We start from the raw sequence: 14,592 nt of genomic DNA on the forward strand, positions 1-14,592 counted from the left end.
CATACAGGTTTTATATCTTGTTAGTTTTTAGATTCCCCAAATCTGCCTAAAACATTCATATACTCCGATAAAATCTTAATTTTATTAGTCCATTTTGTCTCTAACTAATAACTGTATTAAAATGATAAAATTTATAGCAAAAAGTGCTTTTGTTACAGCATTTCTGTTTTATAGCCCGTCATATTCTGCAACCATTCAGCCAGATAAAAACGTTATTTCAGCAAAAATTAATAACGCTGTTATAAAAACAGGTGCAGACAACTACGAAAAATACTTACCGCTTTTAAAAGATAAAAAAGTTGGAATTGTAACCAACCAGACCGGAATTTTATCTAATAAAACGCATGTGGTTGATTTTCTATTGGAGAAAAAAATTGCTGTTCAGACTATTTTCGCTCCCGAGCACGGATTTAGAGGAACAGCCGATGCCGGTGAACATATCGTGGATGGAAAAGATCCGAAAACAGGTCTTCCGATTATTTCACTTTATGGCGACAACAAAAAACCAAAACCAGCGCAGTTATCTGGAATTGATGTGATGATTTTTGACTTGCAAGATGTAGGAGCAAGATTCTATACCTACATTTCTTCTTTGCATTATGTAATGGAAGCTTGTGCAGAGAACAATATTCAGCTTATTGTTTTTGATCGTCCAAATCCAAATGGTTCTATTGTTGACGGACCGCTTTTAGAAAAAGAATTTACAAGTTTCGTCGGCATGCACCCTATTCCGCTCCTTCACGGAATGACAATTGGTGAATATGCTCAAATGGTAAATGGAGAGAAATGGCTAAAAGATGACGCTCAATGTAAACTAACCGTTATTCCTTGTGTAGATTACAGCAGAACAATGCCATATAGTTTATTGGTAAAACCATCTCCGAATTTACCAAATGACCAGTCTATAAATTTATACGCAAGTCTATGTCTTTTTGAAGGAACAAACGTAAGTATGGGACGCGGAACTGAGAAACAATTTCAAATCTACGGTTCTCCATATTTAACCAAAACCAATTTCAGTTTTACTCCAAAACCCAATTTTGGCGCAAAAGATCCTTTATACAACGGAAAAGAATGTTTTGGAGAAGATTTGACTGCATATCCCAAATTGAAACAATTAGAATTGAAATGGCTTATTAAAGCATACCAGAATACCAGCGATAAAACAAAATTCTTTAACGCATTTTTTACCAAACTGGCTGGAACAAAAAAACTACAGCAGCAAATTGAAAGCGGTGCTTCTGAAAAAGAGATAAGAAAGACTTGGCAGAAAGATCTAGAAGCTTTCAAAAAAATGCGAACAAAATACCTGATTTATAAATAATATTTCTAATTCAGTTCCTTTAGACTTAATTTTTTAAACAATAGAAACATAGACTTTGATAGACTTACACAAAAGCGTTTCATTAGCATAAACACACACATATATATTGCTATGCAGAAATGTAGTTCTCTTTGGTTTGCTTTTTAAAGATTGGTTACCTTTTTAAACAAAAATCAAAACCTGTGTTTCTATGTTTTAAAAATTAAATTCTATTCTAATAAAAATATCAAACTATTAATGTAAAATAGAGAAGCCTGATAGTAGAAAAATCTCGGTTTCAACAATCAAAAAAAAGAAAAATGAAAAATAAAAATCCTGAAACTGAACAAGAATCTTTGTACAAAGACTTGGATCAAATGAGCGTGAAAGAACTTCTTACAAACATTAATACAGAAGACAAAAAAGTTCCGCATATTATTGAAGAGCAGATTCCTAAAATAGAAAAACTGGTTAAGGCCATTGTAAAAAAAATGCAATTGGGCGGAAGATTATTTTATATCGGAGCTGGAACTTCTGGGAGAATCGGAATTTTAGATGCATCTGAATGTCCGCCAACTTTTGGTGTTCCGCATGATATGATTATCGGAATCATTGCCGGTGGAGACACTGCCATTAGAAAAGCGGTAGAAAATGCAGAAGATGACACCGAACAAGCATGGAAAGATTTGGCTAAGTTTGAAATTTCAAGTTTAGATATGATTATCGGAATTGCTGCTTCTGGTAATACGCCATACGTTTTAGGAGCGCTTAAAAAAGCTAAAGAACACAATATTAAAACAGGAAGTATTTCTTGCATCAGCAACGGACTTATCGCTCAAGAAGCTGATTATCCAATTGAATTAATCGTAGGCCCTGAATTCTTAACAGGAAGTACGAGAATGAAAGCTGGAACGGCTCAAAAATTAACTTTGAATATGATTTCTACTTCGGTAATGATCAAATTAGGAAAAGTAAAAGGCAACAAAATGGTTGACATGCAGCTGTCTAATGAAAAATTGGTAAAACGCGGCATCAAAATGATTATGGAAGAACTTGGCATTGAATATGATGTTGCCGAAGAATTACTCCACACACATAAAAGCGTTAGAGCTGTACTTTCAGCTCACAACAAAAATCAGGAAAACTAAAACCACACTATCAAAATCTTTTTATAGATTTATACAAATTCAAAAGCTGAATAAATTCATTTTTTGGAGTTTTTAACACCGACCTAACAGAGTAAAATCTGTTAGGTCAATTAAAAAATCTTCTTGATTTGAATTATTTATAAAAACCAAAAAAACACCAAAACTATAAAATGACACCAAGTACCATCCTTCTCCTTATTATCATTTATTTCGGAACATTATTCTATATATCGCACAGAGTCAGCAGAAAAGACAGCGGAAATGAAGCTTTTTTTACTGCCAATAAAAATTCAAAATGGTATTTAGTTGCTTTCGGAATGATTGGAACGGCTCTTTCTGGAGTAACCTTTATTTCTGTTCCTGGAGAAGTTGGCGCGCCAAGTGGTGAACAATTTAAATATTTTCAGTTTGTATTAGGAAATGCTCTTGGATTTATTGTCATTACCAAACTCTTGCTGCCACTGTATTACAGAATGAATCTGACTTCAATTTACGGTTACATCGAGCAAAGAATGGGCTTTTTCAGCTATAAAACAGCCGCTTCTATTTTCTTAATTAGCCGCACAATAAGTTCTGCTTTCAGATTGTATTTGGTCGTGATCGTTTTACAGCGTTTTGTATTCGATTTTTATCATGTTCCTTTTGCGTTTACGATTTTAATTTCGCTGTTGCTTATCTTTTCTTATACCTATAAAGGCGGATTAAAAACGATTATTATTACCGATACTTTACAAACCTTTTTCCTTGTAACTTCTGTTTTTCTTACGATTTATTTCATTTGCGATCGTATGGATTTGAGTGCCATTAGCGCATTTGAAGAAGTAAAAAACAGTAATTATTCTAAAATCTTTTTCTTTGATGATTTCTTTGGAAGTAAATTCCATTTCATAAAACAAATTCTGGGTGGAATGTTCGTAACCATTGCTATGACAGGTTTGGATCAGGATTTAATGCAAAAAAACTTAAGCTGTAAAAACATTGGCGAAGCACAAAAAAACATGTTCACTTTTACAGGAATCTTTGTTATCATTAATATTTTCTTTTTGAGCGTTGGAGCACTTTTATACATCTATGCAAACAAAAACGGAATTGCTGTTCCAACCGATTTAGTTACCGGAAAACCAAGAACCGATTTGCTTTTCCCTGAAATTGCTTTAAATCACTTAGCGCTAATTCCTGCAATAGTATTTTTATTGGGAATTATTGCTGCCACTTTTGCTACTACAGATTCTGCCCTAACAGCCTTAACAACTTCATTTTGTGTTGACTTTTTAGGTATGGACAAAGCAGAAAACAGCCATAAGAAAAACACTGTAAAAATTAGACATTTAGTGCATATCAGTTTTTCTATTTTAATCTTTTTTATCATCCTAATTTTCAACTCAATTAACGACAGTTCTGTAGTGGGTATGATCTTTAAAGTTGCCTCTTACACTTACGGTCCATTATTAGGGTTATATGCTTTTGGTTTGTTCCAAAAATCAAGACATGTAAACGACAAACTGGTTCCATTTATCTGTTTGCTTTCTCCATTGTTTACTTATTTCATCAATGAATATTCTAAAGTTTTATTTTCAGGATATGTTTTTGATAATGAATTAATTATACTAAACGGATTAATTACTTATTTAGGATTGTTTGTTACCAGTTCGCGCAGTGAGAAAGAAATAAGTTTCTAATTCAGCTTAATACTATTGATGAATCAATTTGAGTTTAATGCACTTAAACTCAAATTGATTTTTAAAAAAAATTATATGAAAAACTCCTTCATAAAAATTAGTTTATACGCCGCTTTTATATTTTTAATTACCAATTGCGCATCCAAAAAAAATAATGGCGCAACAGATGATAAAAAGGATATTCCTTTACAAGACACTGTTGTTTACATACCCAAAAATACTTCAGAGAAAAAAAACTTCTTTAAAGATTCTGATAAAGAAACGGCTTGGGTTGACAGCATTTACAGTAAAATGACCGTACAGGAAAAAATCGGGCAATTGTTTATGGTTTCGGCCTATTCCAATAAAGATTCTGTACATGTTAACCAGATCAGCAAACTGATAGAAGATTATAAAATAGGAAACGTTATTTTCTTTCAAGGCGGGCCAGTTCGTCAGGCGAAATTGACCAACTTATATCAATCGAAAGCTAAAATTCCTTTGATGATCGGAATCGATGCCGAATGGGGATTAGCCATGCGATTAGATTCAACGTATCGTTATCCTTGGAATATGACTTTGGGCGCTATTCAGGATTTAAGTTTAATTGAAAATGTGGGAAGAAATATGGCAGCCGAAAACAAACGAATCGGCGTTCATTTTAACTTTGCTCCTGTTTTAGATATTAATACCAATCCGAAAAATCCAATTATCGGAAACCGTTCTTTTGGCGAAGATAAAGTTAATGTAACCGAAAAAGCTCTTGCCTTAATGAAAGGAATACAAGGAAATGGCGTTTTCTGTACCGGAAAACACTTTCCTGGACATGGAGATACTTCAACCGATTCGCACCACGCCTTGCCTACCGTTAATTTTTCTAAAGAACGTATGGAATTGGTCGAACTATATCCATACAAAAAATTATTCGACGAAGGTCTGGCTTCTGTAATGGTCGCGCATCTTAATATTCCAAGCTTAGAATCACAGCCAAATTGTCCTTCCTCGGCTTCTTATAATGTGGTTACCAATTTGCTTCAAAAAGAATTAGGTTTTAATGGCTTAATTTTTACAGACGGTTTGGCAATGAAAGGCGCAGCCAATTTTAAAGGTCCTGGAGATCTAGAAATCGCTGTTATTTTAGCAGGAAACGATATTTTACTTTGTCCAGAAAATGTACCAGTTGCTTTTCAGAAATTGGAAGAGGCTTACAATACGCAAGTAATTACTGAAGAACGATTGGCACATTCGGTTAAAAAAATTCTTCATTTTAAATACAAAGCAGGACTGAACAAATACAAACCGATTGATTTAAATAATTTGTATAATGATTTGAATCCGTCGCAAAATGATGCTTTGCATTATAAACTATATGAAAATGCTATTACGGTTTTAAAAAACGAAAAAGAAATTCTTCCTATAAAAGATTTAAGCGAAAAAATCGCTTATATAAAATTGGGTGAAGACACGAACAGCGCTTTTATTTCTACGCTAAAAAAATATACTGAAATTACAGAAGTCAAAGACACCAATCTTGACAGTCTGAATAAAGAATTGAAAAAATTTGACAAGGTTATTATCAGCTATCATAAAGTAAACAAAGCTTGGGAAAAACAAGAATTCACATTACAAGAAATGCTTTGGCTGAAAGAAATTGCAAAACACAACAAAGTGATTTTGGACATTTTTGCAAAACCATACTCGCTATTATCAATCAACAATTTTGATGATATTGAAGGATTGGTGGTTTCGTATCAAAACTCAGATATTAGTCAGGTGGTTTCGGCAGGATTGCTTTTTGGTGCTATTGAAGCCAAAGGAAAACTACCTGTTTCTATCAATGATGCTTTCCATGTAAATGATGGTTTGACAACCGAAAAACTAAATCGTCTTGCTTTTACAGCTCCAGAAAATGTAAATATGAATCCGGCAATTCTATCCAAAATTGATGCTGTGGCACAAAAAGCTATTGACGAAAAAATGGCGCCTGGAATGCAAGTTTTGGTGGCTAGAAAAGGAAATGTTATTTTTCAGAAATCGTACGGAGCACAAACTTATGATAACGGAAAAAAAGTAACCGATTCAGATTTATACGATGTGGCTTCGATTTCAAAAATGATTTCAACATTGCCGAATGTGATGCAATTGTATGACAAAAATAAAGTAGAATTGGATACCAAACTGAAAGACATGCTGCCTTTTTTTGCCAAAACAAACAAAGAAAACATCACTTTCAAAGATTTGCTGAATCATTACGCAGGACTTCAGGCTTGGATTCCGTTTTACAAAGCGACATTAGACAGCAACATTCAGCCTTCTGAAAAATACTATCGAAAAGCAGCCGAAAACGGTTTTACAACAAAAGTAGCTGACAATCTTTATATCCGAAACGATTATCATGATACGATTATGAAAATCATTGCTGAAAGTCCTGTGGCTTTGAAAAAAGAATACAAATACAGCGACTTTACTTTTATCATTTTAAAAGAATATTTAGAAAGAAAAACACATAAAAAATTAGAAGAGCTGAGTCAAGAAAATTTCTACAGCACTCTAGGAATGACTAATACGCTTTATAATCCGCTAGATAAATTTAACAAAAGCAATATTGCTCCAACTGAAATTGATAACTATTTCAGACATCAAGTCATTCAAGGTTATGTACACGACATGGCCGCGGCAATGGAAGGCGGAGTTGCAGGTCATGCAGGAATTTTTTCTAATGCCATGGATGTTGCCAAAATGATGCAGCTTTATCTGCAGAAAGGAAATTATGGCGGTATTCAATATTTTTCTCCACAGACTTTTGATGCTTTTAATACGTGCTATTACAAAGATCAAGGCGTTCTTCGCGGACTAGGATTTGATAAAAGAGTACACAAAGGCGGACCAACCTGCGACTGTGTTTCTGAAGCAAGTTTCGGCCACACCGGTTTTACAGGAAACATGGCTTGGGCAGATCCAGAAACCGAAATTGTGTATGTTTTTCTATCCAATAGAACGTATCCAGAAGTAGTAAATGACGAAAATAAATTAGCCAAAGGAAAAATCAGAGAAGAAATTCAACAGATCATTCAAGACGCGATAATGAAATAAAAATTCCAAATTTTAAATTCCAAATCCCAAAATCTATATTCTATATTCTATATTCTAAAATCTAAATTCTAAAATCTAAATTCTAAAATCTAAAATTCTAACCTATCTAAAATATCAACCCAATGACAAAAGAACGTTTAACCTCACTTGATGTCTTTAGAGGATTTACCATTCTCTTAATGACGATTGTCAATAATCCGGGAAGCTGGTCATCTATTTACCCGCCTTTAGAACATGCTGAATGGCATGGCTGTACGCCTACTGACTTAGTTTTCCCGTTTTTTGTTTTTATTATGGGAACGGCGATTCCGTTTGCAATGCCTGTAAAATATTTTGACGGAAGTGTTTTCAATAAAATTTTAGTGCGTTCGCTTCGAATTTTCTGTTTAGGATTATTTTTAAGCGTTTTCAGCAGAATTCATTTATTTGGTTTAGAAGGAATTCCGTTATTAGGATTGCGATTAATAATTGCTTTTGCGGTTGCGTATGCCCTTTTAGGAAACTTTTCAATGAAAGTCAAAACCATTCTTGCCATTGGTGTGTTTCTAATTATTATTTCATTATCATTTAGCGGACTTGAACATTTTGAAGACACGAGAATTCCAGGCGTTTTACAGCGAATTGCCATTGTGTATTTCTTTACTTCTATTTTGTATTTAAAGACTAATTTAAAAACACAGCTTTTAGTTTTAGCAGGACTTTTAGTTGGATATTGGCTTGTAATGGCTTTTGTTCCCGTTCCCGGTTTTGGTCCTGCCAATTTCGACAAAGGCACCAATTTGGCTGCTTGGATAGACGATACCCTTTTAAACGGACATTTATGGGCTTCATCTAAGACTTGGGATCCTGAAGGAATCTTAAGCACTTTGCCAGCCATTGGAACTGGAATTTTAGGAATGTACATAGGCCAGCTATTAAATTTATCTGTTGATAAAATGGAAATCGTAAAAAAGACTGCCATTGCAGGAACTGCTTTAGTAATTGGAGGTTTAATTTGGAACATCTTCTTCCCTATTAACAAATCGCTTTGGACAAGTTCTTATGTTTTATATACAGCCGGAATTGCAACGCTATGTTTAACACTTTTGTATTATATCATTGATATTAAAGGACATAAATGGACAAAATTATTCCTAATCTGGGGTGTAAACCCGATGATTGTATTTTTCTTTTCTGGAATAATTCCGAGAGTTTTAAGTGGCATAAAAGTAGCCGACCCTGAAAAAGCTGGAGAAGAAATTGGACTTCAAGCGTACATCTATAATCACGGAATAGTTCCTTGTTTTGAAAACCCACTAAATGCATCACTCGCTTATGCTTTATCATACGCTGTTTTCTGGTCGTTGATCTTATGGATTTTCTACAAAAAGAAGTTGATTTTTAAAGTGTAATTAAGATTATAATGAATTACCACAACCAGTTACAATTTAATATTCCGTAGGAATATCTGGTCGGTAGAAAAAGAATATGTCATTTTGCATGGTGTTCGATTTTATATAACAGCGTTCTGTTTTACCAACCAAACGTTCCTACGGAACGTATAACCGCAATTCAAATTTAATTCTACCGATGAAACATTCCTACGGAATGAATTGTTTTTGAGGATATATAATCGCCGTAATTAGCATAAACTTCGCAGAAGAAAGTGACGCACTTAAATGCTTGATTAATTTCAGCCAATGGGTTAATTCCATTTTATTCATTAAAATAAAAATATTTCAGCCGGACTTAATAGTTTGATTTGGTCATCGTTCTAGCACTTATTTAGGTAAGATCACTTTTCTTTTTTTCTAAAATTTTTAGAAAAGCAGTATCTTGCCGTACTAATAAAAAGTGTCAGTTTATAAATTATGGATAGTCCAGTTGAAATTCCTTTTAAAAGCTTTATTCAGCTTAAACCAGAAGAAAGCACTGCTATTTATCTGCAACTTGTTTTTGAGTTTATCAAAGCCATACAAACGGGTTTTCTTCCCGAAGGCACCAAACTTCCCGGTACCAGAATTTTATGTAAAGTGCTTTCTGTTAACCGAAACACTTTAATCAAAGCCTTTCAAGATTTAGAATCACAAGGCTGGATTGAAACACTTCCGAACAAAGGAACTTTTATTTTATCTCAGCAAAAACAAAAAAACAAAGCCGACTTTACTATTTCGAAAGAACAAAATGTATCTCAAGATAATATTGGCTTTAGTTTTCAGCGTTCGACTATTCTTGAAAGTCCAATAGAAATCAGTAATCTGCCACATCAATTTAATGACGGAATGCCAGATTTAAGATTAGTTCAAACCGATGTTCTGGCGAGATTATACGTTTCAAAACTAAAAAGACGAAAAACATCTAAAACCTACGAGCAGATAGAATTGCGTTCGCATTCGAATTTTAAAACTCATTTTTCTAATTATCTCAATCTTACTCGAGGCATTCGTATTTCAACTTCAAATCTTCTTACGACAAGCAGTCACGAAATTGCTTTGTATTTGGTTACAAAAGTACTTATTACTCCAGGCGATAAGGTCGTTGTAGCTTCACCAGGATATTATATGTCAAACATGACGCTGACCAATACTGGAGCACAAATAATTTCTATTCCAGTGAATGATGACGGAATTGACACCAAACGTTTAAAAGAAATTTGCGAAACAACAAAAATCAGAGTTTTATACTTAACATCCAATTATCATTATCCCACGACTATTTCGCTTAGCGCTAAAAAAAGAATCGAAGTTTTGGAATTGGCCAATCAATACGGATTTGTGATTTTGGAAGACGATTACGATTTTGAGTTTCATTACGATAATAATCCTGTTTTGCCATTAGCCGCTTTTGATTCCAATCAGAAAGTAGTTTATATCGGTTCTTTCGGAAAATCATTGCCATCAGGATTCAGTTATGGCTTTGTGGCCGCGACTGCCGAATTTATCAAAGAACTCGAAAAGCATCAAAACATTCTTGAACCAAGAATTGATGTTATAAAAGAACAGGTTCTTACCGAATGGATTACCGAAGGCGAAGTGCACCGACTTTCTAAAAAAAATAAAAAAATCTACAAAGAACGACGCGATTATTTTGTCTCAATTCTAAATGAAAAACTCAAAGGCAAAATCAAATTCAAAGTGCCACCAAGAGGATTGGCAATTTGGGTCGAATGGCTCGATCATTTTAATCTGGTTCAGTTTCAAAAAGAATGTTCCAAACAGGGTTTATTTCTGCCAAAGACTATTTTATATCAAACCAAAAATCTTACTGCCACACGTTTAGGATTTGGGAATTTGGAAAAGGAAGAAATGGTAAAAGCAGTTTCTATTTTGAGCGAATGTCTTGAAATAATCACACATTAAACTAGGTATAGAACACTGATAATTATATAATTACGAATTTTAATCCTATAACAGGAAAAACCTTTTTAAAAGTAACTTTGAAATAGAGTTTAATTCAAAAAGGTTTTTTTATGATCTACATCACTATACAATTACTATTAATTACTATTGGGGCGACATCAGCCATGACTTGGTTTAGTTATGTTATGTCAAAAAACTTTAGAGAATTGTATAAAGAACCTGTTTTATTGAGTTTTGCTTTAAAAAAAACAAATATCAATCTCTCCGAAAAATCTAGAAAAATTTTAGGATGGCTGATACATTACATTATTGGTTTTCTATTTGTTATGGGATATCATATAGTATGGGTGAAGGATATTTTACCAATTTCTCCACTAAGTGCTCTTATATTAGGAGTTATCAGTGGTGTAATTGGCATACTCAGCTGGATTATTATATTTAAAATGACCAATCATCAACCCCCAATTGATTTTAAAGGTTATTATATTCAGCTGTTCTTTGCCCATATTATTTTTGCCTTCACAGCAACGGCGCTTTACTATATTTTACTTACGCTTTAATACTTCTGAAAGCTTATGTCACTGTCTAAATACAATCAAAAGAGAGATTTTAAACAAACCCGCGAACCAAAAGGAATAGTGGAAAAATCGGCAAACGAACTGATTTTTGTCGTGCAGAAACATGCCGCATCGCATCTTCATTATGATTTCAGGCTGGAAATGGATGGTGTTCTAAAAAGCTGGGCAGTGCCAAAAGGTCCGTCAATGGATCCTGAAGTAAAACGTCTCGCAATGATGGTAGAAGATCATCCCTACAGTTACAAGGATTTTGAAGGTACAATTCCAGAAGGAAACTACGGCGCTGGAAATGTGATTGTTTGGGATAATGGAACGTATACTTCAGATGAAAAAACAGCTTCCGACGAAAAACAATTATTAAGCGATTTAGAAAAAGGGCGTTTGAGTTTTGTTTTAAAAGGAAAAAAACTCAAAGGCGAATTTTCGTTGGTTAAACTTCACGGCAAACAAGAAAATGCCTGGCTATTAATCAAGAAAAATGACAAGTATGCTTCTACTGAAGATATTTTAGAAAAAAATAAATCGGTTATTTCTAAAAGAAGTTTGGAACAGCTTATAAAAAAATCTGAAAAACTGGCTTCAAAAAAAGAAGAAAAAACAGTTGAGAAGAAAACGGCAAAAAAAAAGTCTAATCCGAAAATTGAAATAGCTGAGTTTATAAAACCGATGCTTGCCACTTTACGCGAAAAGCCATTTGATGATGATGAATGGGTTTTCGAAAATAAATACGATGGCTACAGGACGATTGCCGTTATTAATGATCAGCAGGTAGATTTATTCAGCAGAAATCAGCTTTCATTTACTGATAACTTCAAACCAATCGCCGAAGAATTACAACAAATAGATCATAACGTAGTTTTGGATGGCGAAGTTGTGGTTGAAAATGATGCTGGCAAAGCCGATTTTCAACTGCTTCAAAATTACATGAAAACCGGAATTGGGAATCTCAAATATTACGTCTTTGATTTATTGAATTTGGATGGAAATCTGATTACTGAATTATCGCTTTTGGAACGAAAAGAACTGCTGAAAATTCTCTTCAATAAATATCCTTTTTCGAATGTTTTTTATTCTGAACATACCGTTGGCGACGGAATAAAACAATTTGAAAAAGCGGTTAAAGATAAAACGGAAGGCATAATTGCCAAAAGAGCCGATAGCACTTATACAGCAAACAGAAGAAGTACAAACTGGCTTAAAATAAAAACAGCAAACGAAGAAGAAGCCATAATTATCGGAATCACCGAACCTAAAAATTCGAGAAAATATTTTGGTGCGCTTCTTTTAGGTCAATATCACGGTAAAAAACTGCAATATATTGGCAAATGCGGAACAGGTTTTACCGAAGCTGTACTGAAAGATTTATACACTCAACTTGAGCCTTACTTTATAGAAAAATCTCCGCTTGACGAAAAAATCTCTTTGCGCGATCATATACAATGGTTGAAACCAAAAGTCGTTTGTCAGGTAAAATTTTCCGAATGGACGCAGGATCAGCATTTGCGACATCCTGTTTATCTTGGAATAAGAGTAGACAAAAAAGCTACAGAAGTTAATTTTAATGGCAATATCAATGACAATATCAATGGCAATATCAATTTGGAAAACGATGTTAATGGGAGTTCTAATTTAATTGAAATGGAAAAATCAAACAAACACAAAACTGAGAACGATTACGATTTAAAAATTGGTAAAACGACCTTACATCTCACCAATCAGAATAAAGTTTACTTTCCAAAAGATGGCATTACTAAAGGTGATATTGTGCAATATTACAATGAAGTTTCGGAACTGATTTTGCCGTATTTAAAAGATCGGCCAGAATCGATGAACCGTTTCCCGAACGGAATTGATTCTCCTAGTTTTTATCAGAAAGATGTTGATGTCGATAAAATTCCGAAATGGCTTAAAACCAAGAAAATCTTCTCAGAATCCAACAATGCCAACATTGATTATCTTATTTGCAATAATAAAGAAACACTACTCTATATGGCCAATTTAGGCTGTATCGAAATGAATCCGTGGAATTCTACCATCAAACATATTCAGAATCCAGATTGGCTCGTAATTGATTTAGATCCCGCAAAAGACGACTTTAAACTAGTGGTTCAAACTGCTTTGGTTGTAAAAGAAGTTTTAGACGAATTGGAAACCGAATGTTTATGCAAAACTTCGGGTGCTTCGGGACTTCATATTTACATTCCGCTTGGCGCGCAATACGATTATGATTCGATTAAAATTTTAGCCGAACTAATTGCCAAAGAAGTACATTCCAGACTGCCCGATATTACTTCGATTGACAGAAGCATCAAAAAAAGGAAAAATAAACTGTACATCGATTTTTTACAAAACCGACGCGGACAAACTTTGGCAGCGCCGTATTCTGTTCGTCCAAAACTTGGCGCAACGGTTTCTACGCCTTTAGAATGGAGTGAAGTGACTGAAAAACTGCATCCGTCGCAATTTACCATCAAAAATGTATTAAATCGTTTTGAGAAAAAAGGCGATTTATGGAAACCCGTTTTATCGAAAGGCGCCAATATTAAAAAGATTATTCACAAACTGGAAAATAGTCAAAACAGTTAAGACGATTTTTTCTTTTTGTTTTCAAGACTGGCTTTCAGCATTTCCATTAAATCGTCGCTTTGTTTGTGCACGACTTTTAGTTTTGGAGCTGCTTTTTGAGGTTTTCCTTTGGCTTTCTTTTTAATGATATCCAAAAGCTTGGCGGTATATTCATCTTTAAAACCAGAAATATCAAATTTCTCCGTTAGCTGATCGATTAGTTTTTCGGCCATGTCCATTTCTTTTGTCGATTTTTTAGACATTGGCGGCAGTTTTAATTCAGCTGTACTTCTAATCTCCTGTTCAAATCGAATTCGGTTTAAAACAATGACATTTTTGTACGGTTTTAGAATTGCCAGACTTTCTTTATTTCGAAGTACAAATCTTGTAATACCCACTTTTCCTGAAGCTTCAAGTGCATCGCGAAGCAATCCGTAGGCATTCATGGCACCTTTATCGGGTTCTAGATAATACGGCTGTTCGTAATAAATACTTTGGATTTCTTTTTCGAAAGCAAAACTTTCAATATCGATTGTTTTGGTTTTAATAGCGTCTGCAGCTTCAAAATCAGAATCTTCCAGAATAATATATTTGCCATCCAAATTATATCCTTTTACTATATTGGCGTAATCTACTTCTTTGCCCGTATTTTCATTAACACGTTTAAATTTGATATTGGCATGATCTTTCGCATCCAGCATATCCATATCCAGAGTGCTTTCCTGCACTGCCGAAAACATTTTTATCGGAATGTTAATCAATCCAAAACTTACCGAACCTGTCCAAATCGATCTCATAATTTTTGTTTTAAAAATTGAACTCTAATTTAACTCAATAAAAAAACGTAAACCTTACAAAATCAACAGATTGTTTTATATAATTGTTAAGGGTTAAAGGGTTAATACTAAC

Annotated in this window: 9 protein-coding genes; 8 read left to right on the forward strand and 1 reads right to left on the reverse strand. The window is 34.0% G+C overall.

The genetic code is table 11. From position 1 onward, the window contains the following. Window positions 1–121: 121 nt before the first annotated feature. From AC3Y25_RS06135 to ligD, 8 genes are all read left to right on the forward strand, one after another. Window positions 122–1,324, forward strand: coding sequence for an exo-beta-N-acetylmuramidase NamZ family protein (locus AC3Y25_RS06135; RefSeq protein WP_489902114.1), 1,203 nt, complete (start codon window positions 122–124; stop codon window positions 1,322–1,324). Between the two features lie 299 nt (window positions 1,325–1,623). Next, a complete protein-coding gene (gene murQ / locus AC3Y25_RS06140; RefSeq protein WP_250836957.1) occupies window positions 1,624–2,451 on the forward strand; it encodes an N-acetylmuramic acid 6-phosphate etherase in 828 nt (275 codons plus the stop codon). A gap of 170 nt (window positions 2,452–2,621) precedes the next feature. Continuing rightward, window positions 2,622–4,130, forward strand: coding sequence for a sodium:solute symporter (locus AC3Y25_RS06145; RefSeq protein ID WP_489902115.1), 1,509 nt, complete (start codon window positions 2,622–2,624; stop codon window positions 4,128–4,130). A gap of 75 nt (window positions 4,131–4,205) precedes the next feature. Continuing rightward, window positions 4,206–7,202, forward strand: a complete 2,997-nt coding sequence (locus tag AC3Y25_RS06150; protein ID WP_489902116.1) for a serine hydrolase domain-containing protein — start codon at window positions 4,206–4,208, stop codon at window positions 7,200–7,202. A 122-nt stretch (window positions 7,203–7,324) separates the two neighbouring features. Continuing rightward, entirely contained in the window at window positions 7,325–8,593 is a 1,269-nt protein-coding gene (locus tag AC3Y25_RS06155) for an acyltransferase family protein (RefSeq protein ID WP_489902117.1), read from the forward strand. Between the two features lie 459 nt (window positions 8,594–9,052). Continuing rightward, the gene (locus AC3Y25_RS06160; protein WP_489902118.1) at window positions 9,053–10,540 is read left to right on the forward strand and encodes an aminotransferase-like domain-containing protein; all 1,488 of its coding nucleotides are present in this window, start codon (window positions 9,053–9,055) and stop codon (window positions 10,538–10,540) included. 110 nt (window positions 10,541–10,650) lie between these two features. Continuing rightward, the gene (locus tag AC3Y25_RS06165; RefSeq protein ID WP_379796634.1) at window positions 10,651–11,100 is read left to right on the forward strand and encodes a hypothetical protein; all 450 of its coding nucleotides are present in this window, start codon (window positions 10,651–10,653) and stop codon (window positions 11,098–11,100) included. A 15-nt stretch (window positions 11,101–11,115) separates the two neighbouring features. Next, window positions 11,116–13,704 carry a DNA ligase D gene (gene ligD, locus AC3Y25_RS06170; protein ID WP_489902119.1) on the forward strand — a complete coding sequence of 863 codons (2,589 nt, stop codon included), beginning with the start codon at window positions 11,116–11,118 and terminating at the stop codon, window positions 13,702–13,704. On the opposite strand, the gene ku is transcribed toward ligD, so the two are convergent. Continuing rightward, window positions 13,701–14,480 carry a non-homologous end joining protein Ku gene (ku, locus tag AC3Y25_RS06175; protein WP_489902120.1) on the reverse strand — a complete coding sequence of 260 codons (780 nt, stop codon included), beginning with the start codon at window positions 14,478–14,480 and terminating at the stop codon, window positions 13,701–13,703. The two genes, ligD and ku, sit on opposite strands and share 4 nt — an antisense overlap. Window positions 14,481–14,592 lie beyond the last annotated feature (112 nt).

The organism is Flavobacterium sp. LK-23 (assembly GCF_058135255.1).

Excerpts from the sequence above, each read along its gene's own strand:
- AC3Y25_RS06135 (WP_489902114.1), top strand. The coding sequence starts at position 122 with ATGATAAAATTTATAGCAAAAAGTGCTTTTGTTACAGCATTTCTGTTT.
- murQ (WP_250836957.1), top strand. The coding sequence starts at position 1,624 with ATGAAAAATAAAAATCCTGAAACTGAACAAGAATCTTTGTACAAAGAC.
- AC3Y25_RS06145 (WP_489902115.1), top strand. The coding sequence starts at position 2,622 with ATGACACCAAGTACCATCCTTCTCCTTATTATCATTTATTTCGGAACA.
- AC3Y25_RS06150 (WP_489902116.1), top strand. The coding sequence starts at position 4,206 with ATGAAAAACTCCTTCATAAAAATTAGTTTATACGCCGCTTTTATATTT.
- AC3Y25_RS06155 (WP_489902117.1), top strand. The coding sequence starts at position 7,325 with ATGACAAAAGAACGTTTAACCTCACTTGATGTCTTTAGAGGATTTACC.
- AC3Y25_RS06160 (WP_489902118.1), top strand. The coding sequence starts at position 9,053 with ATGGATAGTCCAGTTGAAATTCCTTTTAAAAGCTTTATTCAGCTTAAA.
- AC3Y25_RS06165 (WP_379796634.1), top strand. The coding sequence starts at position 10,651 with ATGATCTACATCACTATACAATTACTATTAATTACTATTGGGGCGACA.
- ligD (WP_489902119.1), top strand. The coding sequence starts at position 11,116 with ATGTCACTGTCTAAATACAATCAAAAGAGAGATTTTAAACAAACCCGC.
- ku (WP_489902120.1), bottom strand. The coding sequence starts at position 14,480 with ATGAGATCGATTTGGACAGGTTCGGTAAGTTTTGGATTGATTAACATT.